Origin of the sequence: Burkholderia sp. RF2-non_BP3 (assembly GCF_001522185.1) — a bacterium.
GTDB classification, from domain to species: domain Bacteria; phylum Pseudomonadota; class Gammaproteobacteria; order Burkholderiales; family Burkholderiaceae; genus Burkholderia; species Burkholderia diffusa.
Genome location: NZ_LOSU01000028.1, coordinates 656,326 through 679,350 on the forward strand (window position 1 = coordinate 656,326; position 23,025 = coordinate 679,350).

Below are 23,025 nucleotides of genomic sequence, written 5' to 3' on the forward strand. Positions count from 1 at the left end.
CTAGGGGCGAAAATCAGTGTCCGGCCTGGCGCGCGCGCCGGCGGGCCAGCCGCGAATGCACGCCGCCGAACACGAGCGGCACGAACAGCAGCGTCGAAACGGTGGCGAACAGCAGGCCGCCGATCACCGCGCGGCCGAGCGGCGCGTTCTGCTCGGCGCCTTCGCCGAGACCGAGCGCCATCGGCACCATCCCGATGATCATCGCGAGCGCCGTCATCAGCACCGGGCGGATCCGCGTCGCGCCGGCCTCGAGCGCGGCCGTGAGCGGCGGCGCGCCGGCGGCGAGGCGCTGGCGCGCGAACGACACGACCAGGATGCTGTTCGCGGTCGCGACGCCCACCGTCATGATCGCGCCCGTCAACGCGGGCACGCTCAGGTGCGTGCCGGTGATGAACAGCATCCACGAGATGCCGGCGAGCGCGGCCGGCATCGCGCTGATGATGATCAGCGGATCGAGCCACGACTGGAAGTTCACGACGATCAGCAGGTAGACGAGCACGATCGCCATCGCGACGCCCGCGCCGAGACCGATGTACGACGTGCGCATCGTCTCGACCTGGCCGCGCACCGTGAGGTCGGTGCCGCGCGGCAGCGTCGCGCGCGCGTCGGACACGATCCGGTCGATCGCGCCCGCGACCGAGCCGAGGTCGCGGCCCTCGACGCTCACGTATAGGTCGATCGCCGGGCGGATGTTGTAATGCGTGATCACGGCCGGGTTCGAGACGGGGTGGATCTGCACGAGGTTGCCGAGCAGCTGCAGCGGCATGCCCGTGCGCCCGCTCGCGGAAATCGGCGTGCCGAGCAGGTCGTCGATCGACGCGATGTTGTATTGCGGGGTCTGGATCTGCAGCGGGTACTGGACGCCGGTGCGCGGGTTGATCCAGAACGACGGGGTCGTCTGGGAACTGCCGGACAGCGAGATCAGCATGTTCTGCGCGACGTTCTGCGCGGAGAGGCTGAGCTGCTGCATGCGCGTACGGTCCATGTCGGCCACCAGGGTCGGTTCGTCGTTGCGCTGCAGGACGTGCACATCGACGGTGCCGGGGATTTGCCTGATCTTTTTCATCAGGCTGCTCGCGATAGCCATGTTACTCGCGAGATCGTTGCCGAGCACCTGCACGTCGATCGCGGCCGGCTGACCGAAGTTGAGGATCTGCGTGATGATGTCCGACGGCTGGAAGAAGAACTCGACGCCGGGGAAGCGCTGCGGCAGCAGCGTGCGCAGCGTCTGCACGTAATGCTGGGTCGAGCGGTGGCCCGGCTTCAGCGCGATCATCAGTTCGCCGTCGAGCGTGCCGATCGTGCCGCTGTTGCTGTACGACAGGTTGATGCCGCTCACCGGCAGCCCGAGGTTGTCGACGATCGCGCCGAGTTCGTCGGGCGGCACGACTTCGCGGATCGCGCGCTCGACCTGATCGGCGAGGCGCGCGGTTTCCTCGATCCGGTAGCCGGTCGGGGCGCGCATGTGCAGCCGGATGTTGCCGGAATCGGCGTTCGGGAAGAAGTCGCGGCCGAGCACGAACACGAGGCCGGTCGACAGCACGCAGAAGCCGAGGAAGCACGTCGCGTAGAAGCGGCGGCGCACCAGCAGGATGCTGAGCAGCACGATGTACCACGCGCGCAGCCGCTCGAACGCGGCGTTGAACGCGTGATGGAGCCGCGCGAAACGCGACGTCGCGTGCTCGGGGCCGGTGCCGGCCTGCTGCGGGCGGAACAGCAGCATCGCCAGCGTCGGCACGAGCGTGCGCGACAGCACGTACGACGCGAGCATCGCGAACACCACGGCTTCGGCGAGCGGCACGAACAGGAAGCGCGCGACGCCCGTCAGGAAGAACATCGGCACGAACACGATGCAGATGCACAGCGTCGACACGAACGCGGGCACCGCGATCTCGCCCGCGCCTTCGAGAATCGCGTTGTGCAGGTTTGTACCGAGATGCAGGTGCCGCTCGATGTTCTCGATGGTGACGGTCGCGTCGTCGACCAGGATCCCCACCGCGAGCGCGAGCCCGCCGAGCGTCATGATGTTGATGGTCTCGCCGAGCGCGGCCAGCGCGATCAGCGACGTGAAGATCGACAGCGGAATCGAGATCGCGATGATCAGCGTGCTGCGCCAGTTGCCGAGGAACAGCAGGATCATCATCGCGGTCAGCACGGCGGCGATCAGCGCCTCGTGGATCACGCCCTGCACGGCGGCGTTCACGAACACCGACTGGTCGAACAGCGGCGTGATCGTGAGCCCTTCGGGCAGCGTCGGGATCACCTTCGGCAGCAGCGCCTTCAGGTCCGACACGACCTTCAGCGTCGACGCGTCGCCGGTCTTCAGAATCGACATCAGCACGCCGCGCTGGCCGTTCTGGCGCACGACGTTGGTCTGCGGCGCGAAGCCGTCGCGCACCGACGCGACTTCGCGCAGGTAGGTCGTCGCGCCGTTGACGGTCTGCACCGGCAGGCCGTTGATGTCGGCGACCGTGTCGGCCGACGCGTTCGTGTCGATCCGGTATTCGGTCTGACCCATCTTCGCGGTGCCGGTCGGCAGCACGAGGTTCTGCGCGTTGACCGCGTTGACGATGTCGGCGGGCGTGAGGCCCTTCGCGAGCAGCGCCTGCGGGTCGAGGTCGATCGCGACCACGCGCGTGCGGCCGCCGTACGGAAACGGGATCTGCGCGCCCGGGATCGTGATCAGTTGCGGACGCAGGAAGTTGAGCGCGATGTCGGCGAGCGACTGTTCGCTGAGCGTCTTGCTGGACAGCCCCAGCTGGATCACCGGGATGCTCGACGCGGAATAGGTGATCACGAGTGGCGGCGTCGCGCCCTGCGGCATCTGCCGCACGATCGCCTGCGCGGACGATACCGTCTGCGCGATCGCGGTCTGCACGTTCGCGCCGGGCTGCAGGAACACCTTCACGACCGCGATGCCGGGCAGCGAGGTCGACTCGATGTGCTGGATGTTGTTGACGGTCGTCGTCAAGATCCGTTCATGGACGGCCGTGATCCGGTTGGTCATCTCCTTCGCGGAGAAGCCGGTGTAATTCCAGATCACGCTGATGACGGGAATGTTGACCGCCGGCAGCACGTCGACAGGCGTGCGCATCAGCGCAAGCGGGGTGGCCAGCACGATCATGATGGCCATCACGATGAACGTGTAGGGGCGCCTGAGCGCGAGATTGACGATCCACATGGAGGCAGCGGGACAGGCGGTGATCAGGCGTCGGTGAAGGGAACCCGAATGATAGGCGTCGGGGCGGAACGGGTCACTGGCGCGAAACTGGCGGAATTGTCAGGTTGGGGCGGGGCGGCGCAAGGTCGATTCATCGGATGAAAGGCGCGTGGGCGCAGGCGCGCGGACACCGCCGCCGGACCGCACGCGCATGCCGCATCGGCGGCGCTTCCGCGCATCGGACGTCGCTCAGATCTGTTCCATCCCGACCCGCGCGAGCGCGGCCAGATCGACGACCTCGATCTGGTTGTACGCGAGCCGCAGCACGCCGAGTTTCTCGAGCTGCTGCAACGCCTGGTTGATCCGCTGCCGCGACACGCCGACGAGCATCCCCAGTTCCTCCTGCGAGATCGCGAGCGACGGGCCGGTGTCCGGGTACAGCGCGGGGTTGAACAGCTGCGCGAGCGCCTGCGCGACGCGCGCGTCGACATCGAGCAGCCGGCTGTTCTGGATCGACGCGATGAATTCGCCCATCCGGTTGTTCAACTGATGGATCACGAAGCGCGTGAACGGCAGGCTCGTGTCGAGCAGCGCATGGAACGTGTCGACCGGGACGAACAGCACGATCGAGCGCTGGACGGCGACGACTTCGTACTTGCGCAACTCGCGCTTGATCACGCTGCCTTCGCCGAACCAGCCGCCCGACGGCACGCCGGAAAACGTGCAGCCGCGGCCCGATGCGTTGAAGATCGCCAGCTTCAGCAATCCGCGATGCACGCCGATCCAGTATTCGGACGGCGCGAGCCGCTGCGCGATCACGTCGCCGGCTTCGTGCCGTTCCGCGTGGGACTGCGCGAGCACGAGCGCCTGGTGTTCCGGCGCCAGCGCGCGGAACCACGCGCACTGGCCGAACAGCACGGACAGGGCCGGCAACGGGCCCGGTTCGAGCGGCGGGTTGGCCGGCGAGTGGTCCGGCGTAGCGGCCGCGTCGGGCGGCGCAACGGAGTGGTCGTGCATGGGTGCGGGTTTGCGAGGATAGGGATAACGCGCAGCGTTCGTCGGGCACTCTGTCGTTTCGATGACAGACGGCTCACAATAGCGCCCGTTAGGCTATCGGCAATTGAACCACATCAAAACCGATCGGGGTGCCTGCACGCCGGCCGGCAGAAAACGGGAGACAGGATCATGACGCAGATGTTCGAGGCCGGACTCGGCCGCCGCGACGCCAACTACGTGCCGCTCACGCCGATCGACTTTCTGGTTCGCGCGGCCGAAGTCTACGGCGAGCGCCTCGCGATCGTGCACGGCGACGTGCGACGCACCTGGGGCGAGACCTACAAGCGCGCGAAGCAGCTCGCGAGCGCGCTCGCGCGGGCCGGCGTCGCGCGCGGCGAGACGGTCGCGGCGCTGCTGCCGAACATCCCCGCGATGGTCGAGGCGCACTTCGGCGTGCCCATGGCCGGCGCCGTGCTCAACACGATCAATACGCGGCTCGACATTTCGTCGGTGCTGTTCATGCTGCGTCACGGCGAAGCGAAGGTGCTGATCGTCGATACCGAATACGCGGAGCTCGCGCATCGCGCGGCGCTCGAAGTGCCGGGCCTGAAGATCGTCAGCGTCGCCGACGCGATGCCGGCCGACCCCGCGCGCTTCGCGGGCGCGACCGACTACGAGGCGTTCGTCGCGGGCGGCGACCCGGACTACGCGTGGACACTGCCCGCCGACGAGTGGGAGGCGATCGCGCTGAACTACACGTCCGGCACGACCGGCGACCCGAAGGGCGTCGTCTATCACCATCGCGGCGCGTATCTCGCAGCGATCAGCAACATCCTCGAATGGGACATGCCGAAGCACGCGGTGTATCTGTGGACGCTGCCGATGTTCCACTGCAACGGCTGGTGCTTCCCGTGGGCCATCGCGGCGCGCGCGGGCGTGAACGTCTGCCTGCGCAAGTTCGACGCGAAGACGGTGTTCGACCTGATCCGCCGCGAACGCATCACGCATTACTGCGGTGCGCCGATCGTGCAGAGCGCGATCGCGAATGCGCCGGCCGAGTTCCGCGCGGGCATCGATCACACGGTGCACGCGATGGTCGCCGGTGCCGCGCCCGCGCCGGCCGTGATCGCGAAGATGAAGGAGATCGGCTTCGACCTGCTGCACGTGTACGGACTGACCGAGGTCTACGGCCCGGCGACCGTATGCGCGAAGCAGGCGCACTGGGACGAACTGCCCGACGACGAGCGCGCGCGGCTCAATGCGCGGCAGGGCGTGCGCTATCACCTGGAAGCGGGCGCGACGGTGCTCGACCCGGACACGATGGCGCCGGTGCCGGCCGACGGCGAGACGCTCGGCGAGATCATGTTCCGCGGCAACATCTGCATGAAGGGCTACCTGAAGAATCCGCACGCGACGGACGAGGCATTCCACGGCGGCTGGTTCCACACGGGCGATCTCGGCGTGCTGACGCCGGACGGCTATATCCGCATCAAGGATCGCCGCAAGGACATCATCATTTCCGGCGGCGAGAACATCTCGAGCATCGAGGTCGAGGATGCGCTGTACCGGCATCCGGCCGTCGAGGTCGCCGCGGTGGTCGCGATGCCCGACCCGAAATGGGGCGAGGTGCCGTGCGCGTTCGTCGAGCTGCGCAACGGCATGAGCGCGACCGAGGAGGAAATCATCGCGCACTGCCGGCAGTTGCTCGCGGGTTTCAAGGTGCCGAAGGTCGTGCGCTTCGGCGAGCTGCCGAAGACGTCGACCGGCAAGATCCAGAAATTCCAGCTGCGCAACGCGGTCGGGTCCGACAAGGCGATCGACCTGGCGGGGGACAAGAAGTAATCGACGCGACCGGGCGGTTGCCCGGTCGTTCGTCGTGCGTCACGCGTCGCGGGCCAGCCGGAACACGCTGACGGCTTCCGACAATTGCGCGGCCTGGTCGCGCAACGCGACGGCCGCGCGTTCGGCATCCGAGATCAGCGTCGCGTTCTGCTGCGTCGCCTCGCCGATCTGCGTGATGGCCTGATTCACCTGCTCGATGCCGGTCGATTGCTCGCGCGACGCGGCGCTGATCTCGCCGATCAGCGTGCTGACCTGATCGACGCGCTGGACGATGTCGCGCATCGTGCCGCGCGCGGCGTCCGCGATCCGATAGCCCTGTTCGACGGTCGTCGACGATTCGGCGCTCAGTGCGTCGATTTCCTTGACCGCGGCCGCGCTGCGCTGCGCGAGCGCGCGCACTTCGGCCGCGACCACCGCGAAGCCCCTGCCGTGCTCGCCCGCGCGCGCGGCCTCGACGGCAGCGTTCAGCGCCAGGATATTGGTCTGGAATGCGATGCCTTCGATCGTGCCGGTGATTTCGGCGATCCGGCGCGTCGCACGGCCGATGTCGTCCATCGTCGCGACCACGCGTTGCACCGCCGTGTCGCCGTCGGTCGCGGCGGCCGATGCGTCGGCGACCAGCGCGTTCGCCTGCGCCGCATGTTCGGCGTTCTGCTGCACGGCGGCCGTGATCTGCTCCATGCTGGCTGCCGTCTGTTCGACGCTGCTCGCCTGCGTCGCGATCCGCGCGGCGATGTCCCCGCTGCCGGCCGCGATGCCGACCGTGCCGCGCGCGATGTCGGACGAGCCGCTGCGCACCTGCGCGACGATCCGCGCGAGACCATCGCCGATTCCGTCGACCGCCTGCACGAGCCGGCCGATCTCGTCGTTGCCCGCCGCGCCGCGCGCGGCGGCGCCGTCGCGGATGCGGATGCTGAGGTCGCCGGCCGCGAAGCGTTCCGACGCACGCGCCGCCGCATCGAGCGGCCGGCTCACCACGCGCCGCACGACGACGAGGAACAACGCCGCGAACGCCGCGACGAGCACGGCCCCGATCATCAGGAAACGGTTGCGGACGGTGCGCATGCTCGCGAGCAGTTCGTCGTCGAGCGCGATGCCGCCGACCAGCCATTGCCATTGCGGAATCGTCGTGAACGACACGAATTTGGCGGTGGGCCCGGTGTCGTGCGCGGCCGGATCGGCCGACGTGTAAGCGAGCCGGCCCTGGCCGGCGGCGAGCATCTGCGTGTACGGCGCGCGCGTGTCGTCCGCGCGCTGGCCGGCCGCGTCGGGATGGACGACGAAGGTGCCGCGCGATGCACCCGGCGACGCGTCGAGCACGAAGTAATAGCCGTTTTCACCGATCTTCAGCGCCCGGATGCCGTCCTGCACGACTTGCAGCTCGGCACCGACGTCGAGGCCGACGAACAGCGCGCCGATCACGCGGCCCGTCGCGTCGGTGACCGGCCTGTACTGCGTGATGTACGGCCGGCCGAACAGTTTCGCGAGGCCCGTATAGCTGCGTCCGGCGACGAGCGGCGCGTAGGCGGGGCCCGCGCGATCGAGGCGCGTGCCGACCGCGCGCGTGCCGTCCTGCTTCTTCAGCGACGTCGTGATGCGGACGAAATCGTCGCCGTCGCGCGCGAAGATCGTCGCGATCGCGCCGCTTTTCTTCAGGAACTGGTCGGGAATCGCGTAATCGAGATCGAGCGGCTGGCCGCCCGCGGACAATGTCGGCGCGGCGACGCCGCCGATGTCGACGGTGCGGGCCGGGTCGAGCGCGAAATCGGCCGGCAGGAAACTGGCGAACAGCGCCATCGAGCGCGTGGCTTCGGCGGACAGCGCCTTGTCGAACATCTCGACCATCGCGCGGATCGACTGCTCCTTGTCCGCGATGCGCGCATGGGCCTCGTCGGCGAGTTGCTGGCCGGCGAAATGGGCGAGCGCCCATGCGAAGGCGGTAAACAGCAGCGCGACCAGCACGCATGCCAGCGCGGCCAGGCGCGCGCCGACGCTCGCCCGGCCCAGTTGGGTCAATCTCATACGAATCCTGAGTGGAGAGGGAGAGAGGCGGAACGCACGCGCCACCGCATACCGTAAGGAATACGGCAGGTTCGGCGAATTCTTTAGCGGTGCGAAGCCGCAAGGGGCGAGCAGGTTCGCCCCACGCGGGCGGGCGGCGTCAGTGCATCACGAGCCATGCGACGGCCAGATACCGCCCGACCTTCGCGATCGTCACGATCGCGAGGAAGGTCGGCAGCGGCTCGCGCAGCACGCCGGCGATCATCGTCAGCGGATCGCCGACCACCGGCGCCCAGCTCAGCAGCAGCGACCAGCGGCCGTAGCGCGCATACCAGCGCTCGGCGCGCGCGAGCGCGGCCGGCTTGACCGGGAACCAGCGGCGGTCGCGGAAGTGCTCGATGCCGCGGCCGAGCGCCCAGTTGACCGCCGAGCCCGCGACGTTGCCGACGCTCGCGACCAGCACCAGCGCCCACACGGGCTCGCGCCCGGCGAGCAGCAGGCCGGCGAGCACGGCTTCGGACTGGAGCGGCAGCAGGGTCGCGGCGACCATCGACACGGCGAACAGGCCGCCGTAAGTGAGCAATTCGGACATCGCGCGATTGTACCGGCCGCACGCCGGCCGGCACCGCTCACGCGGCGGCGTCGGTGCCGAACAGCAGGTGCGAGATCACCGACTTGTCGACCGGTTCGTCGTTGAGCGTGCTGGCGAGCAGTTCGCCCGCGAGCTGCTGCGGCGAGAACACCATGTCCGGCTTCAGCAGGCGCAGCCGCTCGAGGTTGCGTTGCTGGTTCACGAGCGCGACGGTACGCACCGTCGACGCGATCTCGCGGATCGCGAGGATGATGAACGCATTCTCGGCATCGTCGGAGCGCAGCGCGAGCACCGCGCGGGCCGTGGCCGCGCCGGCGCTTTCCAGCACCGCGTGGTCGGTGGCGTCGCCGACGATCAGGTCGGTCGCGCCCGCATAGTTGTGCTCGACGCCGGCCGGCACGATGACGGTCACGGCGTAGCCGCGCTTGCGCAGCCCGTCGTGCACTGCATGCGCGACGGGCGTCGCGCCGACGATCAGGAAATGATGCTTGCGGATCACGTTCGAAATGCCTCCCTTGACGATCCGTTTCAGGCTGCCGCCGATCACCGGCCCGATGACCGCGCTGATCGACGTCGCGAACACCGTGATGCCGAGCACGATCACCGACGCGGTGAACAGGCGCGCGGTGGGTGCGTGCGGCACGATGTCGCCGTAGCCGACCGTCGACATCGACACGATCGAGAAGTAGACGGCCGTGGCGAGGTCGTGGACCGGCGGCGAGAATTCGTCGCCGAGATACAGTACGCCGAAGGTCGCGTAGATCAGCAGCGACACGATGCTGAGCAGCGCGAACAGGCTGCTCGCGGCGACGCTCGCGCGGTCGAAATGGCGCCAGTAGTAGATCAGCGTGACGGCGAGGACGGCCGTGTACACGAATACCGCGTTGCTGCGGTAGCCGCCGAGGATGCTGATCGCGGCGGCCGCGACCAGCAGCAGGATCGACAGCACCCACGCGACGCGGGCACGCAGCACGATGCCGATGGCCATCGTCGCGAGGCCGGCCGCGACGACGACCTGCGGCAGCACGACGAGGCCGGCATTGTCGACGAGGTTCAGCGCATCGGTGAGCCACGCATGATGCGCGCCGAGCTTCGCATGGGCGACGACGGGGCGCAGCACCATCAGTGCATCGAGCGCGAGGAGGAGAGCGAGATACCAGTGCAGGCCGATCGGCGCGAACAGGCGCCGCAGGCGGGTAGTGACGTGCTTCATGCAATCGCCCGGGCGAGCCGGGCATGTCCAACGAACCAGCCGCTACCCTAAAGCATTCGGCGATCGGCTGCTTTTTCGCGGGGCACGAGGGGGCCCCGGCACCCGCGCGTGAGGCCGCCCGGTCTCAGTTCCAGCCGGCCATGATCGCGCCCATGCCGACCAGCAGCCCGCCCGTCACGCGATTCATCGCGCGCATCCGCGCCGGACGCTGCAGCGCGCGGCTCAGCCGGTGCGAGAAGAGCGCCATCGACGCGACGCCGCCGGCGAACAGCAGCGCGAAGGACGTCGCGAGCAGCAGGAACTGCGCGTTCAGGCTCCAGTCCGCGCTCGGAACGATGAACTGCGGAAAGAACGACGGAAAGAACAGCAGCGTCTTCGGATTCAGGCCGGAGGTGGCGACGCCGCGCCAGAACAGCGCGCGTTCGCTGTCGTCGGGTGTGGTGCCGCCGGGCGGGGTCGACGCGGTGGGCGCGGCGATCGGTGCGCGGCCGAGCCATTGTTTGCAGCCGAGCCACACGAGGTAGGCGGCGCCGGCCCAGCGCAGCACGTTCAGCGCGTGCTCGTCGAGACGGACCAGCGAATTCAGGCACAGCGCGGTCAGCGCGAGCTGCAGCAGCACGGCGAGCGTGCCGCCCCATACGCACGGCAGCGCGCGGCGCCAGCCGGTGCGCAATGCCTGGTTCATCGTGAGGAGGTTGACGGGGCCGGGGGCGTAGATGAGGACGGCGGACGCAGCGAGGAACGACAGATAAAGCCTGAACGACATGACGGGATGTGCGGAAAACGATGGATCAGGCGCCGGCCCGTGCAGCCGGATAGGCGCGCGGGAGGCGGGACACTGCATGCCTGCGTGTCCGGCGCCGCAACTCGTGATTGCGGCCGGGCGTCCCGGTGCGAAGGGGGTTGTCGCGGGGAGCGTGCCGGACAACAGGCATGGAGAAAATGTATCAAGCGGGCCGGTTAAAAGGCTTCCTGTTTTCCAGCAAAACGCACCCGAAACCGGAATCCTGTTCAGATAGAATGCCGATTTTCAGTAGAAGATTCTTTCCATCATGGCTACCCGCGAACGCACGCCCAAAACCCTCGACAACCAGGACCGCAAGATCCTCGGTGCACTGCAAAAAAATGCGCGTCTGTCGAATGCCGAACTGGCCGAACAGATCGGCATGTCGACCACCGCATGCTGGAACCGCACGCGGCAGCTCGAGCTCGACGGTTACATCGACGGCTACGTCGCCCTGGTCAACCAGCGCATGCTCGGCTACGCGGACATCGTGATCCTCGAAGTCACGCTCGATCGCCACGAGGACGACGCGCTTGCGCGTTTCGGCGCCGAACTCGCGGCGCTGCCCGAAGTGCTCGAGGCCTACCTCGTGTCGGGCGAATACGACTACTGGATCAAGGTCGCGGTGGACGGCACGGCCGGCTACGAGCGCTTCTTGCGCGAGAAGCTGTACAGGATTTCGAGCATCCGCCACAGCCGCTCGATGTTCGCGCTGCGGTGCATGAAAGACGTGCCGTCGATTCAGGTGTGACGACAGGTGGAGACGGCACGCGGATCGTCGTGACGACGAGATTCGCGGGTGTGCCGGAGAGGAGCGGCAATCGGGCTGTCGCGTCGAGTGGGCGCGGCCCGGAGCCGGAAACAGGCGGGAAATGCCTGCGGGGCCGGAAAACGGATGAATCTTCCGTCGGCTTTTGCGGCGTTCATCCGCCACGCCGATGCCGGGCGCGGCGGCCTTACGGCGCGCGTCCCGGCAGGCGGGTCAGACGGATGATGTGACGCTGCGCTCAGCGCGGCAGGCGTGCGTGCGCTTCAGCGATGACTTCGCAGTTCTCGAGGTGCAGTGCCCATGCTTCTGCAAGCAGCTCGCCAACACGTGCGAGCCAGCCAGCGGATTGGGTGGAACGATCGGAGACATTAGACGTTTGCATGACGAAGCCCCATGTAGGTGGCGAGTTAGGGATAACCCTAATCATAGAGGAACGTCACCGCGCTGTGAAATGCGATTTCGTTATATGAGAATTACTGACAATTTCTGTTGCTGCTGCGCAACATGAATTGCACTGGCTTTCCGCGTGGCGGACGGGCGTGACGAGGCCGTGGCGAGCACGGCCTTGCATTGACGGGCGGAAGGGGGAAGTCAGGCGTGGAGAAAGTGTGCGGCAGCGGGGCGGCGCTTACGCGCCGATCCATCCGAAGCGCCACGACAGGCGGCGTGTCGCGGCGCGCAGCGCATGCGCGAGTTCGCTGTCCGGCCCGCGCGGGAAGCCGCGCGACGAGCCGATGATCGCGATCACGAGCCGGATGCTGCCGGTATGATCGAACACGGGCGCGGCGATCGTCCCGATGCCCGGCACCGGCGCATCGAACGCGAAATCGAGCGCGTCCGCGCGGATCGTCGCGAGCCGCGCGCGGAACGCGTCGTCGACCTGCGTCGCGCGGCCGGCGAGGCGCACCGGCTCGTCGGCCAGCAGGCCGGCCAGCACGTCGTCGGACATGCCCGCCGCGAAGATTCGCCCGATCGCGGTATTCACGAGCGACATCACGGTGCCGACCTGCAGGCTCACGTGCTGCGGCCGCGCGGATTCCTCGAGGCGGATCACGGTCGGCCCGAGCGGGCCGAGCGTCGCGGCCGCCACGCTCATGTCGGTCGCGGCCGCCAGCGCGACGATCTCGGTTTCCGCATCGCGCGTCGGCGACACGCGCTGCATCGCGATCAGGCCGAGCGCCTGGGCGAGCGGCCCGCCGCCGAAGCAGCCGGCGTCGTCGCGGCTCAGCAGGCCGATCTTCTGCAGGCTCACCAGATGCGGAAACGCCTTCGCGGCTGGCATACCGGCCGCCGTCGCGAGGTCGCGCAGCGGCAGCGCACGGCCCGCCGACACGAGCGCCAGCAGCAGTTCGCCCGTGCTGTCGAGCGCGTTGATGCCGCGCTGCGCTTTCGTATCGTCGGCAAGCGCGGGCGGCATGCGCTGCGTGGCCGGGGGCATGCCCGGCGCGACCGGCGGGGCATCGCGTCCCGCGCCGAGCGACGCGGTGGCTTGCCGCGCCGCATCGCGCAGCGCCGCGGCGATCGGACCGTCCCAGCCGACATCGATCGATCCGGTCGAGCCGATCACCGTCAACGCGAGTTGCAGGCGTCCATCCGCGTCCAGCACCGGCACGCACATCGCGCTGACGCCGGGGCTCGGCCGGTCCACGCCGCGCTCGATCCCGCGCGCGCGGATCGCGTCGAGTTCGGCCTGCCACGCGCCGGCGTCGGACGTGGGCTGCACGCCTTCCGCGCCGGCGAGCGTGTCGCCGGCGCCGGCCTGGCTGGCCGCCATCGCGTCGAGCTGCGCGGGGTCGCCGAATGCGCGGAACACGCGGCCGGTCGCCGTCGTGTCGAGCGACATCACCGATCCGACGTGCAGGTTCACGTGCAGCGGATAGCCGCCGTGCTCGATGCGCACGATCGTGGGCCCGAGCACGCCCGGCACCGACAGCGCCACGCTCAGGCCGACCGCTTCCGCGAGCCGCGCCGCGTGCGGCAGCGCCGCGCGATAGGCCGGCTGGCGTTCGATCGACATCAGCCCGAGCCGCAGCGACAGCGGCCCCGGCTCGTAGTTGCCCGTGAGCGCGTCGCGTTTCACGAGCGCGAGCCGCGTCAGGCTGACGAGATAGGTGTGTGCCTGCGCGGTCGACAGCTCGGCCGCGGCCGCCAGCTCCGACAGCCCGAGCGGCTTGCGCCGGCGCGCGAGCGCGTCGAGCAGCCGGCCGCCGACCTCGACGCTCTGGATTCCGCGCTGCGCCTTGGGCGGCGCGTCGTCCGCGCTGACTTCGTGGTTCTGCACGCGATGATTCTTCCGTTGACGAAACCCCGCATGGTATCCGACGCCATTTGACGCGCCAGCCCGCAGGTTTACCCGCATTAGACAATAGCAAGTGTATTTGTCATTGACAAATAATCGACGCGGGCAGATGATCCGCTCACTCCCCTCAACACATGGCTCGCAGCCACGGAACGCAACATGGCCAAAGCATTCGCCTCCCAAGCCGATCTGGAAGAGAAGAAAGTCACCTGGACGCAGCTGTCCGAGAACGCGTACGCGTACACCGCCGAAGGCGACCCGAACTCGGGCGTGATCATCGGCGACGACAGCGTGCTGATCGTCGACACGACCGCGACGCCCGCGATGGCGCAGGACCTGATCGCGAAGATCCGCAGCGTGACCGACAAGCCGATCAAGCACGTCGTGCTGTCGCATTACCACGCGGTGCGCGTGCTCGGCGCGTCCGCGTATTTCGCCGAAGGCGCGCAGCACGTGATCGCGAGCCGCGGCACGTACGAGATGATCGTCGAGCGCGGCGAGGCCGACATGAAGTCGGAGATCGAGCGCTTCCCGCGCCTGTTCGCGGGCGTCGAGACGGTGCCGGGCCTGACCTGGCCGACGCTCGTGTTCGAGCGCGAGATCACGCTGTTCCTCGGCAAGCTCGAAGTGAAGATCATGCACGTCGGCTCGGGCCACACGAAGGGCGACACGATCGTCTGGCTGCCGTCGCAGAAGGTGCTGTTCTCCGGCGACCTGGTCGAATACGACGCGGCCTGCTATTGCGGCGACGCGCAGCTCGAACAATGGCCGGCCACGCTCGAGGCGCTGCGTGCGCTCGGCGCGGAAAAGCTCGTGCCGGGCCGCGGCCCCGCGTTGCTGAATCCGGCCGAGGTCGACAAGGGCCTCGACTACACGAAGGATTTCGTGACGACGCTGCTCGCGCAGGGCCGCAAGGCCGTCGAGCGCAAGCTCGACCTGAAGGCGTCGATGGCGCTCACGCGCGAAGCGATGGATCCGAAGTTCGGCCACGTGTTCATCTACGAGCACTGTCTGCCGTTCGACGTGTCGCGCGCGTTCGACGAGGCGAGCGGCATCACGCATCCGCGCATCTGGACCGCGCAGCGCGACAAGGAAATGTGGGACGCGCTGCAGGACTGAGCGGCTCACCGCGGCGCGGCGTCCAGGCGGGCGTCCCGCCGTTTTTCTGACGGCGCCTGAACGACGGCGGCATTGGGCCGCGGGTCGGGGCGCCGGCTTCCGGTCTCACAAGAAAGCAGGGCGCACGTACGCCCTCGGAGACTGCTGCGCGCTCGAATCGCGCGGCCCGTTTGGAGAGAGACATGCCCCAATCGCTTCCCGCCGAAGCGACGATCGCGCACGCGAGTGTTGCGGCGTCGGCTTCCGCATATGAATCCACACCGGCGTCGGACGCCGGCGACGCGCTGCTGTTCCGCAAGATCGCATGGCGGATCGTGCCGTTCCTGTTCCTCTGCTACGTCGTGTCGTTTCTCGACCGCATCAACATCGGCTTCGCGCAGTTGCAGATGAAGCACGACCTCGGCTTCAGCGATGCGATGTACGGCCTCGGCGCCGCGGTGTTCTACGTCGGCTACGTGTTCTGCGAGGTGCCGAGCAACCTCCTGCTCGCGCGCTTCGGCGCGCGCCGCACGTTCACGCGGATCATGCTGCTGTGGGGCATCGCGTCGACCGGGATGATGTTCGTGTCGCAGCCGTCGCATTTCTACGTGCTGCGCTTCCTGCTCGGCGTGTTCGAGGCCGGCTTCTTTCCCGGCATCGTGCTGTACCTGACCTACTGGTTTCCGGCGAACCGCCGCGCGGCCGCGATCTCGGTGTTCTTCGCGGGCGTCGCGGTGGCCGGCGTGCTCGGCGGCCTGATGTCGGGCTGGATCATGCGCGACATGAGCGGCGTGCTCGGGCTGCACGGCTGGCAATGGATGTTCGCGATCGAAGGTGCGCCGGCGATCGTGCTCGCGTGCTTCGCGTTCGCGTATCTGGTCGACCGGCCGCAGGACGCCGCGTGGCTCACGTCCGACGAAAAGGCGCGCGTCGCCGCGCTGTGCGGCGACGGCCGTGCGCATGGCGCGCACGACACACGCAGCCTGATGGCCGCGCTCGCGAACCCGCGCGTCTATCTGTTCGCGTTCATCTATTTCTCGCTGACCTGCGCGTCGTTGACGCTCAATTTCTGGATGCCGCTGATGATCCGCGATTTCGGCGTGACCGACGTCGTGGCCGTGAGCCTCTACACGGTCGTGCCGAACGCGGTCGGCGCGGTGGGGCTGATCCTGATCGCGCGCCGCTCGGACCGCACCGGCGAGCGCCGCAAGCACTTCGCGTGCTGCACGATCGGCGGCGGGCTCGCACTCGCGGCGCTGACGCTGCACCTGCACAGCTTCGCGGCGATGCTCGCGTGCCTGTCGATCGCGGCGACGCTGATCTTCGCCGCGCTGCCGATCTTCTGGGCCGTGCCGACCCGCTATCTGTCGGGCAACGCGGCCGCGGCCGGGATCGCGCTGATCAGCAGCATCGGGATCACGAGCGGCATCGTCAGCCCGTGGGTGATCGGGCTGATCCGCACGCGCACCGGCAGCATGGATCTCGCCGTGTATCTGCTGGCCGCGCTGCTCGCGCTGAGCGGCGTCGCGCTGATGCTCGGCGTGAAGGGCGAACCCGCGCGGCGGGCCTGAACCACGGCCGGGCGCTGATCGTGATCGCGGCGGCGCCCGGACCGCAAGCGCGAGCGTTGCTGCCGTCGGCCGCAATCAGTTCGCAGGCCGCGACGACGTGCGGCGCGTCGAGCGGGCGCCCACCCGCATCGGGTGTGATGAATCGGCGGTCGGGCGCCGAGGCGCGCTCGACACGCGGCGGGAGGTGCACGGCAGGCAGCGTGGCGGGCAGCGTTCCGTCGGACGCCGCCACGCGCTGCGTGCCGGCTTCAGCGAAAATGACGAACGCGCCGGCCGTGCCGAGGGTCCGCAATGCGTCGCGGCGTCGACGGCTGCGGTGACGCAAGCGCCGTCAACGCGCTTCGATTCGGAAGCGTCGCGCCCGGACAGCACGGGCGCGGCGCGGGTACTGCGCGACTAGCGCGCAACCGCATAGCGCGGCGCCGGCGAATCCGTCGACAGGTGCGGCGCCATCGTGCGACGCGCGGCCTCGTACGCATCCCATTCGCCGGCCGCGTGCAGCGACGGAATCGTCACGAGTTCGCCGCGATCGAAGCCGACCAGCGCCGCGTCGACGAGGTCGGACGCCGACATCACGATCTCCTTCGGCAGGTGTTCGAGCGGCAGGCCGCCGGTTTGCCAGAACTCGGTCGCCGTCGCGCCGGGCAGCACGGCCTGCACCTGCACGCCTTGTTCCGCGAGTTCGTGGTGCAGCGACTGGCTGAACGCGAGCACGAATGCCTTGCTGCCGCCGTAGACGCCGTTGAGCGTTTCCGGCGACAGCGCGACGATCGACGAGATGTTGATCACGGCGCCGCCGCCGCGTGCGACGAAGCCGGGCACGGCGGCATAGGTCAGGCGCGTGAGCGCGGTCACGTTCAGGTCGATCATCCGCGTCATCGCGTCGACGTCGCTGTCGAGCAGCGGCGCGTGCGTGCCGACGCCCGCGTTGTTGACGAGCAGCGTGATGCTCGCGTCCTGCTTCAGCTTCGCCTCGACGGCGGCGAGCGCCGCGCGGTCGTTGAGGTCCGCGCCGACGATCTCGACGCTGCGCTGCGTGTCGTTCGTGATGCGCTCGGCGAGCGTGGCCAGCCGGTCGCGGTTGCGCGCGACCAGGATCAGGTCGTAGCCGCGGCGCGCGAGGCGGTCCGCATAGATCGCGCCGATGCCGGACGATGCACCGGTAATGACGGCGGTACCGCGATGTGCTTCAGTCATGATGTCGCTCCATGTCGAGGAAAGGGTGAGTGCGTGAAGGCATTCTGGCCTCGAATCGCGGCGACACAAATGACGTAGATAGGTATGATTTCGGACATCGGGTTGGTCGTGACGATCATGCCCCGCTACTGGAGATACGCATGCACCGCATCGGTTTTCTGATCAGCGACGGCTTCCAGATCATGGCGCTCGCCGCGCAATCGGTGTTCGAGTACGCGAACATGGTCGCGGGCGAGCCGTTCTACGTGATGGACAATTATTCGGTCGACGGCGGCGACGTGCGTTCGTCGCTCGGATTGCCGGTCGCGACGCGCGCGCTGCGCGGGCGGATCGACGTCGATACGTGGATCGTCGCGGGCGTCAACGATCCGCTCGCGTCGCCGGCGCCGGCCGGCGTCGTCGCGTTCCTGCGGCGCGCGAACGCGCGCGCGCGGCGGATCGCCGGTATCTGCACGGGCGCGTTCGTGCTCGCCGAGGCCGGGCTGCTCGCGCAGCGCCGCGCGACGACGCACTGGGCGTACGGACGCGGCATGCAGCAGCAGTTTCCGGACATTCGTGTCGAGGAGGACCGGATCTACATCGTCGACGGCCCGATCTGGACGTCCGCCGGGATGACGGCCGGCCTCGACCTGGCGCTCGCGATGGTGGAGAAGGATCTCGGCGCGGACACCGCGCGCTCGGTCGCGCACAAGCTCGTGATGCACCAGCGCCGTGCGGGCGGGCAGTCGCAGCATTCGGAAATGCTGGACCTCGCGCCGAAATCGGACCGGATCCAGAACGCGCTCAACTATGCGCGGCGGAATCTCAGCCGCGCGCTGACCGTCGAGGAACTGGCCGAGGCCGTCCATCTGAGTCCGCGCCAGTTCAGCCGCGTGTTTACGCTCGAAACCGGGCAGTCGCCGGCGAAGGCGATCGAGCGGCTGCGGCTGGAAGTCGCGCGGCTGATGATCGAGCAGAGCCGGCATTCGCTCGATGTGATCGCGAAGGAGAACGGTTTCCGCGACCGGCGCCACCTGCGCGATGCGTTCGTGCGCGGCTTCGGCGTGCCGCCGCAGGCCGTGCGGCGCGACGCGCGGGCGGACACGCGCGAAACGGGCTGACGCGCGCGGGCGCGCCGCCAGCGCGGGTCGGAAAAATCGCGCAGAATCTCCGGCATTCCTCGCGAGGAGACACCATGCACGCCGCCCCGTTCAGCATTGCGATTCCCGATCACGCGCTCGATGACCTGCATCGGCGCCTGCGCGACACGCGCGCACCGGTGCTGACACCGGCCGCGCCGTGGCAGCAGGGTGTGGATGGCGCGTGGCTGCACGAACTGGTTGCGTACTGGCGCGAGGGCTTCGACTGGCGGGCGGCGGAGCGTGCGCTGAACCGGCAGCCGCAGTTCGTCGCGGACGCAGGCGGGCAGCCTGTGCATTTCATCCATCGGCGCGGGGTAGGGCCGAAGCCGTATCCGCTCGTCATCACGCATGGCTGGCCGGGCTCCGTACTCGAGTTCGACGCGCTGATCGATCGCCTGTGCGATCCGGCCGCGTTCGGCGGCGATCCGCACGACGCGTTCGACGTGGTCGCGCCGTCGCTTCCCGGCTTCGCGTTCTCGCCCGCGCCCGCGGCACCCGGCATGTCGGCATTTCAGGTTGCCGACCGCTGGGCGACGTTGATGTCCGGGCTCGGATATCGTCGCTTCGGCGCGCAAGGCGGCGATCTCGGCGCGGGCGTGTCGATTGCGCTCGGCGCGCGACATGCCGACGTGGTGAGCGGCATCCATCTGAACTACCTGCCCGGCAACTACGAGCCGCCGACCGACGCGGCCTCCCCGCTGACCGAGGACGAACGCGCCTTCGTGACGCAGCGCGGAGAGTGGGTCGCGCTGGAGGGCGGATACGCGCACGTGCACATGACGAAGCCGCAGACGCTGGCCGTCGCGCTCAACGATTCGCCGGCCGGGCTGGCCGCATGGATCGCCGAGAAATTCCGCACGTGGAGCGATTGCGATGGCGACGTCGCAAAACGGTTTTCGCACGACACGCTGCTGACCGGTATCTCGCTCTACTGGTTTACCGGCTGCATCGGCTCGTCGATGCAGATGTATTGGGAAAACCGGCTGCAGCCGATGCGCTTCGCGGCCGGGCAGCGCGTGGCGGCGCCCGTCGCGTTTGCGCGCTTTCCGAAGGAAATCAGTCGTCCGCCGCGCAGTTGGGTCGAACGGGTGTTCGACGTCGTGCAGTGGACCGACATGCCGAGCGGCGGCCATTTCGCCGCGATGGAGGAGCCGGAACTGCTGGCCGACGATATTCGCCGATTTTTCCGGCGTTTTCGCTAATGCCACCGGGGGCGGCTTGGGTGACGAAGTGCGCCGGCGGTCATTCATGCGCGTGTTGGCGAGTGCATGCGCCGTGCGGATCGTGACGCGACGATGTCGCCCGTCTTGCCGCGCGATTACCGCGTGATTACCGCGTGACGAACGGCGCCGCATCGTGCGGCGCGGTGCGCGCATGCTTGCGCTGGCGCAGCAGCGCGACGCGGCAATTCTCGCGCGCGGTCTCGCGGCCGTCGTCGTCGAGCAGCACCAGATCGCCGCGCATCACGTTGAGCGTGATCACGTCGTCGCCGGGCGCGCCGAGCGTTTCCGGCGTATGCACCGACCCGGCCGGTTCGAGCACCGTCGAGCCGGCCTGCGCGATCCACTCGTATTCGCGGTAGCGCCACGCACCCTGCAGCGTATGGACGAAGACCTCGCCGTCGTGGCGATGGCGCGGCAGCGTGCCGCCGGCCGGCATCTTCAGCAGCGCGGTCAGCGTGTCTTCCGCCGCATTGATATGCAGATACTTGATCGCGAGCCCCGGCAGGTCGGCGCTCATCGGCAGCCATGGCAGCGCGTCGCCGGGCAGGCACGAAATCGGCGGCAGGTCGGTCGGGAGCGGGGCGGACGGCTGCGTCATGGCGGGAGGCGAGCGGAAACGGGAAGTGCGCATTATCGCAGAGCCGGATCGGGCCGCAGCCTCTCGTCGGACGGCGCCGCCAGCGAAACCTGAACGCGGCTACGCGTCGCTGCCGTCGCCGCCCGGCCGCGCCACCGCATGCGCCGCGTCGAGGCACGACTGGAACAGCAGCGCCGCGCGCGTCGGTCGCGGCGAGCGCCGCAGCAGGCTCACGAACCGGCACCGATAGTTGAAGCGGTGCGGCGCGATCGGTTGCATCAGCCCCTTGTTTTCGAAGCTCTCCGCGTAATGGTCGGGCAGGAAGCCGAGATAGCGGCCGGACAGGATCAGCGTCGCGATCGATTCCTGGTCCGATGCCGTCGCGCTGCGCGTGAGCTTCGCGCGATGGCTCAGCTCCATGTTCGGCGAATGGAAGCCGAGGCCGGCGAACGCGTGGTTGCGGATCGTCGTCCACGTGAGCTTGCCGTGCGGCGCGTCAAAGAGCGGATGCTGGCGGCCGCAGTACAGCAGCATCCGTTCGTCGAACAGTTCCGAATACACGAGGCTGCCCGAACTGCGGTGCGCGGGGATGATCCCGACCTGATAGCTGCCGTCGATGATCCCGCGCTCGACCTCGTTGATCGACGCGACATGCAGGTTCAGCGCGACGTCGGGCGCTTCGTCCGTGAACTGGCGGATCGCGTCGCCGAGCCGTGCGTTCGGGTTGGTGGCGGTCTTGTCGAATACGGCGACGTGCAGTTCTCCGCCCATCTTGTCGTGAATGCCGTCGATCCTGCTGCGAAATGCCTCCATTGACGCAAGCAGTCGCAAGGTTTCCTCGTACACGGTCTGCCCCTCGGCGGTCAGCGTGAAGCCCGCGCGGCCGCGTCGGCACAGCACGAGGCCGAGGCGCGTTTCCAGATCCTTCACGTGCCGACTGATCGTCGAGATGCCGATATTCAGCTCGAGTTCGGCCGCCGCCATCCCGCCGCACTGCACGACGCCCTTGAAGACCCGCAGCAGCCGCAGATCCATGTCGCTGAGCTGCCCGAGCAGCGCGCGGCTCTTCGGTTTCTTTGCTTGCATAGTTGCGCAAGTGAACATTGATATTGCGATATTGAAGAGACTAATTGGCCTCCCGACAATGCGCAACATCATCACAAGAAGGAGGGGCGCGCCGCGCCGACCGACATGACCGACACGATCACCGCCAGCCAGCAGGACGAGACGAACCTCCGCACCGACGCCGCCTGGCTCGACGCCCACTGGATGCCGTTCACGGCGAACCGCCAGTTCAAGTCCGATCCGCGCATGATCGTATCGGCCAAGGACGCGTATTTCACGGATGGCGAAGGCCGCAAGATCTTCGACGGCCTGTCGGGCCTGTGGTGCACGGGCCTCGGTCACGGCCGCACGGAAATCACGGAAGCCGTGAGCCGCCAGGTCGCGCAGCTCGACTACGCGCCGGCGTTCCAGTTCGGTCATCCGAAGTCGTTCGAGCTCGCGAACAAGATCAAGGACCTGACGCCGGCCGGCCTCGACTACGTATTCTTCACGGGCTCGGGCTCGGAAGCGGCCGACACGTCGCTGAAAATGGCCCGCGCGTACTGGCGCGCCAAGGGCAAGGGCACGAAGACGCGCCTGATCGGCCGCGAAAAGGGCTATCACGGCGTGAACTTCGGCGGCATCTCGGTCGGCGGGATCGGGCCGAACCGCAAGCTGTTCGGCCAGGGGATCGACGCCGACTTCCTGCCGCACACGCAGCTCGCCGAAAACCGGTTCTCGCGCGGCATGCCCGAGCACGGCGCCGATCTGGCCGACCGCCTGCTCGACCTGATCGCGCTGCACGACGCATCGAACATCGCGGCCGTGATCGTCGAGCCGTTCTCGGGTTCGGCGGGCGTGGTCGTGCCGCCGAAGGGCTATCTGAAGCGCCTGCGCGACATCTGCACCGCGCACGACATCCTGCTGATCTTCGACGAAGTCATCACGGGCTTCGGCCGTGCCGGCGCGATGACGGGCGCCGACGCGTTCGGCGTGGTGCCGGACATCATGAACTTCGCGAAACAGGTGACCAACGGCGTGCAGCCGCTCGGCGGCGTGATCGCGACGAAGGAAATCTACGACACGTTCATGGCCGCGGGCGGCCCCGAGTACATGCTCGAGTTCCCGCACGGCTATACGTATTCGGCGCATCCGGTCGCGTGCGCGGCCGGCGTCGCGGCGCTCGACCTGCTGGTGAAGGAAGACGCGGTGGCCCGCGTGCGCGATCTCGCGCCGTATTTCGAGGCGGCCGTGCACGGGCTGAAGGGCCAGCGCCATATCACGGACATCCGCAACTATGGGCTGGCGGCGGGCCTGACGATTGCGGCGCTGCCGGGCGAGCCGGCACGGCGCCCGTACGAGATCGCGATGCGCTGCTGGGCGAAGGGCTTCTACGTGCGCTACGGCGGCGACACGATCCAGCTCGCGCCGCCGTTCATCTCGGAGAAGCGCGAGATCGACAACCTCGTGAACGCGCTGTCCGACGCGCTGAACGAAGTGAACTGAGCGCGGCCCGTGCCGCGCGACAACCGAATTCA

The 23,025-nt window shown here is 68.3% G+C and carries 17 protein-coding genes; 7 read left to right on the forward strand and 10 right to left on the reverse strand.

Going from position 1 to position 23,025, the window contains the following annotated elements:
* Positions 1–13: 13 nt before the first annotated feature.
* Positions 14–3,181, reverse strand: a complete 3,168-nt coding sequence (locus tag WS45_RS13375) for an efflux RND transporter permease subunit (RefSeq protein WP_059700278.1) — start codon at positions 3,179–3,181, stop codon at positions 14–16.
* Positions 3,182–3,409: 228 nt separating this feature from the next.
* Positions 3,410–4,177, reverse strand: coding sequence for a Crp/Fnr family transcriptional regulator (locus WS45_RS13380; protein ID WP_059700280.1), 768 nt, complete (start codon positions 4,175–4,177; stop codon positions 3,410–3,412).
* Between the two features lie 168 nt (positions 4,178–4,345).
* Here WS45_RS13380 and WS45_RS13385 point away from each other — a divergent pair, with 168 nt between their 5' ends.
* On the forward strand, positions 4,346–5,998 hold the full coding sequence (locus WS45_RS13385; RefSeq protein WP_059690010.1) for an acyl-CoA synthetase: 1,653 nt from the start codon (positions 4,346–4,348) through the stop codon (positions 5,996–5,998).
* A 39-nt stretch (positions 5,999–6,037) separates the two neighbouring features.
* Here WS45_RS13385 and WS45_RS13390 read toward each other — a convergent pair whose 3' ends face one another.
* The 4 genes from WS45_RS13390 to WS45_RS13405 form a co-directional block, all read right to left on the reverse strand.
* Positions 6,038–8,020, reverse strand: coding sequence for a methyl-accepting chemotaxis protein (locus WS45_RS13390; protein WP_059700282.1), 1,983 nt, complete (start codon positions 8,018–8,020; stop codon positions 6,038–6,040).
* 139 nt (positions 8,021–8,159) lie between these two features.
* Complete coding sequence (locus WS45_RS13395; RefSeq protein WP_059525300.1) at positions 8,160–8,591, reverse strand: YqaA family protein; 432 nt, start codon at positions 8,589–8,591, stop codon at positions 8,160–8,162.
* A gap of 37 nt (positions 8,592–8,628) precedes the next feature.
* Positions 8,629–9,804: a voltage-gated potassium channel protein gene (kch, locus tag WS45_RS13400; RefSeq protein WP_059700284.1), complete on the reverse strand. Its 1,176-nt coding sequence runs from the start codon at positions 9,802–9,804 to the stop codon at positions 8,629–8,631.
* Positions 9,805–9,928: 124 nt separating this feature from the next.
* Positions 9,929–10,570 carry a LysE family translocator gene (locus tag WS45_RS13405; RefSeq protein ID WP_059700286.1) on the reverse strand — a complete coding sequence of 214 codons (642 nt, stop codon included), beginning with the start codon at positions 10,568–10,570 and terminating at the stop codon, positions 9,929–9,931.
* A 286-nt stretch (positions 10,571–10,856) separates the two neighbouring features.
* Here WS45_RS13405 and WS45_RS13410 point away from each other — a divergent pair, with 286 nt between their 5' ends.
* Positions 10,857–11,339 (forward strand): Lrp/AsnC family transcriptional regulator, encoded by a 483-nt coding sequence (locus WS45_RS13410; RefSeq protein ID WP_006755380.1) that lies wholly within the window; start codon positions 10,857–10,859, stop codon positions 11,337–11,339.
* A gap of 646 nt (positions 11,340–11,985) precedes the next feature.
* On the opposite strand, the gene WS45_RS13415 is transcribed toward WS45_RS13410, so the two are convergent.
* The gene (locus WS45_RS13415) at positions 11,986–13,638 is read right to left on the reverse strand and encodes an IclR family transcriptional regulator (protein WP_059700288.1); all 1,653 of its coding nucleotides are present in this window, start codon (positions 13,636–13,638) and stop codon (positions 11,986–11,988) included.
* 177 nt (positions 13,639–13,815) lie between these two features.
* On the opposite strand from WS45_RS13415, the gene WS45_RS13420 reads away from it, so the two are divergent.
* Together WS45_RS13420 and WS45_RS13425 are read left to right on the forward strand one after the other, a co-directional pair.
* The gene (locus WS45_RS13420) at positions 13,816–14,775 is read left to right on the forward strand and encodes an MBL fold metallo-hydrolase (protein WP_059525310.1); all 960 of its coding nucleotides are present in this window, start codon (positions 13,816–13,818) and stop codon (positions 14,773–14,775) included.
* Positions 14,776–14,957: 182 nt separating this feature from the next.
* On the forward strand, positions 14,958–16,325 hold the full coding sequence (locus tag WS45_RS13425) for an MFS transporter (protein WP_059700291.1): 1,368 nt from the start codon (positions 14,958–14,960) through the stop codon (positions 16,323–16,325).
* Positions 16,326–16,721: 396 nt separating this feature from the next.
* Here WS45_RS13425 and WS45_RS13435 read toward each other — a convergent pair whose 3' ends face one another.
* Entirely contained in the window at positions 16,722–17,522 is an 801-nt protein-coding gene (locus WS45_RS13435) for an SDR family NAD(P)-dependent oxidoreductase (RefSeq protein ID WP_059700295.1), read from the reverse strand.
* Positions 17,523–17,662: 140 nt separating this feature from the next.
* On the opposite strand from WS45_RS13435, the gene WS45_RS13440 reads away from it, so the two are divergent.
* Both WS45_RS13440 and WS45_RS13445 read left to right on the forward strand, forming a co-directional pair.
* A complete protein-coding gene (locus WS45_RS13440) occupies positions 17,663–18,622 on the forward strand; it encodes a GlxA family transcriptional regulator (protein ID WP_059700296.1) in 960 nt (319 codons plus the stop codon).
* 74 nt (positions 18,623–18,696) lie between these two features.
* On the forward strand, positions 18,697–19,845 hold the full coding sequence (locus tag WS45_RS13445; protein WP_059700299.1) for an epoxide hydrolase family protein: 1,149 nt from the start codon (positions 18,697–18,699) through the stop codon (positions 19,843–19,845).
* 127 nt (positions 19,846–19,972) lie between these two features.
* On the opposite strand, the gene WS45_RS13450 is transcribed toward WS45_RS13445, so the two are convergent.
* A complete protein-coding gene (locus tag WS45_RS13450; RefSeq protein WP_059450233.1) occupies positions 19,973–20,464 on the reverse strand; it encodes a 2,4'-dihydroxyacetophenone dioxygenase family protein in 492 nt (163 codons plus the stop codon).
* A gap of 99 nt (positions 20,465–20,563) precedes the next feature.
* On the reverse strand, positions 20,564–21,529 hold the full coding sequence (locus tag WS45_RS13455; RefSeq protein ID WP_059690021.1) for a LysR family transcriptional regulator: 966 nt from the start codon (positions 21,527–21,529) through the stop codon (positions 20,564–20,566).
* Between the two features lie 105 nt (positions 21,530–21,634).
* Between WS45_RS13455 and WS45_RS13460 the strand changes: the two genes are divergently transcribed.
* A complete protein-coding gene (locus tag WS45_RS13460; RefSeq protein WP_059690022.1) occupies positions 21,635–22,993 on the forward strand; it encodes an aspartate aminotransferase family protein in 1,359 nt (452 codons plus the stop codon).
* Positions 22,994–23,025: the final 32 nt, after the last annotated feature.

Bases quoted from the DNA above. Each gene is read 5' to 3' on its own strand.
- WS45_RS13375 (WP_059700278.1), bottom strand. From the start codon at position 3,181: ATGTGGATCGTCAATCTCGCGCTCAGGCGCCCCTACACGTTCATCGTG.
- WS45_RS13395 (WP_059525300.1), bottom strand. From the start codon at position 8,591: ATGTCCGAATTGCTCACTTACGGCGGCCTGTTCGCCGTGTCGATGGTC.
- WS45_RS13455 (WP_059690021.1), bottom strand. From the start codon at position 21,529: ATGCAAGCAAAGAAACCGAAGAGCCGCGCGCTGCTCGGGCAGCTCAGC.
- WS45_RS13380 (WP_059700280.1), bottom strand. From the start codon at position 4,177: ATGCACGACCACTCCGTTGCGCCGCCCGACGCGGCCGCTACGCCGGAC.
- WS45_RS13410 (WP_006755380.1), top strand. From the start codon at position 10,857: ATGGCTACCCGCGAACGCACGCCCAAAACCCTCGACAACCAGGACCGC.
- WS45_RS13435 (WP_059700295.1), bottom strand. From the start codon at position 17,522: ATGACTGAAGCACATCGCGGTACCGCCGTCATTACCGGTGCATCGTCC.
- kch (WP_059700284.1), bottom strand. From the start codon at position 9,804: ATGAAGCACGTCACTACCCGCCTGCGGCGCCTGTTCGCGCCGATCGGC.
- WS45_RS13440 (WP_059700296.1), top strand. From the start codon at position 17,663: ATGCACCGCATCGGTTTTCTGATCAGCGACGGCTTCCAGATCATGGCG.
- WS45_RS13450 (WP_059450233.1), bottom strand. From the start codon at position 20,464: ATGACGCAGCCGTCCGCCCCGCTCCCGACCGACCTGCCGCCGATTTCG.
- WS45_RS13385 (WP_059690010.1), top strand. From the start codon at position 4,346: ATGACGCAGATGTTCGAGGCCGGACTCGGCCGCCGCGACGCCAACTAC.
- WS45_RS13460 (WP_059690022.1), top strand. From the start codon at position 21,635: ATGACCGACACGATCACCGCCAGCCAGCAGGACGAGACGAACCTCCGC.
- WS45_RS13420 (WP_059525310.1), top strand. From the start codon at position 13,816: ATGGCCAAAGCATTCGCCTCCCAAGCCGATCTGGAAGAGAAGAAAGTC.
- WS45_RS13425 (WP_059700291.1), top strand. From the start codon at position 14,958: ATGCCCCAATCGCTTCCCGCCGAAGCGACGATCGCGCACGCGAGTGTT.
- WS45_RS13390 (WP_059700282.1), bottom strand. From the start codon at position 8,020: ATGAGATTGACCCAACTGGGCCGGGCGAGCGTCGGCGCGCGCCTGGCC.
- WS45_RS13405 (WP_059700286.1), bottom strand. From the start codon at position 10,570: ATGTCGTTCAGGCTTTATCTGTCGTTCCTCGCTGCGTCCGCCGTCCTC.
- WS45_RS13445 (WP_059700299.1), top strand. From the start codon at position 18,697: ATGCACGCCGCCCCGTTCAGCATTGCGATTCCCGATCACGCGCTCGAT.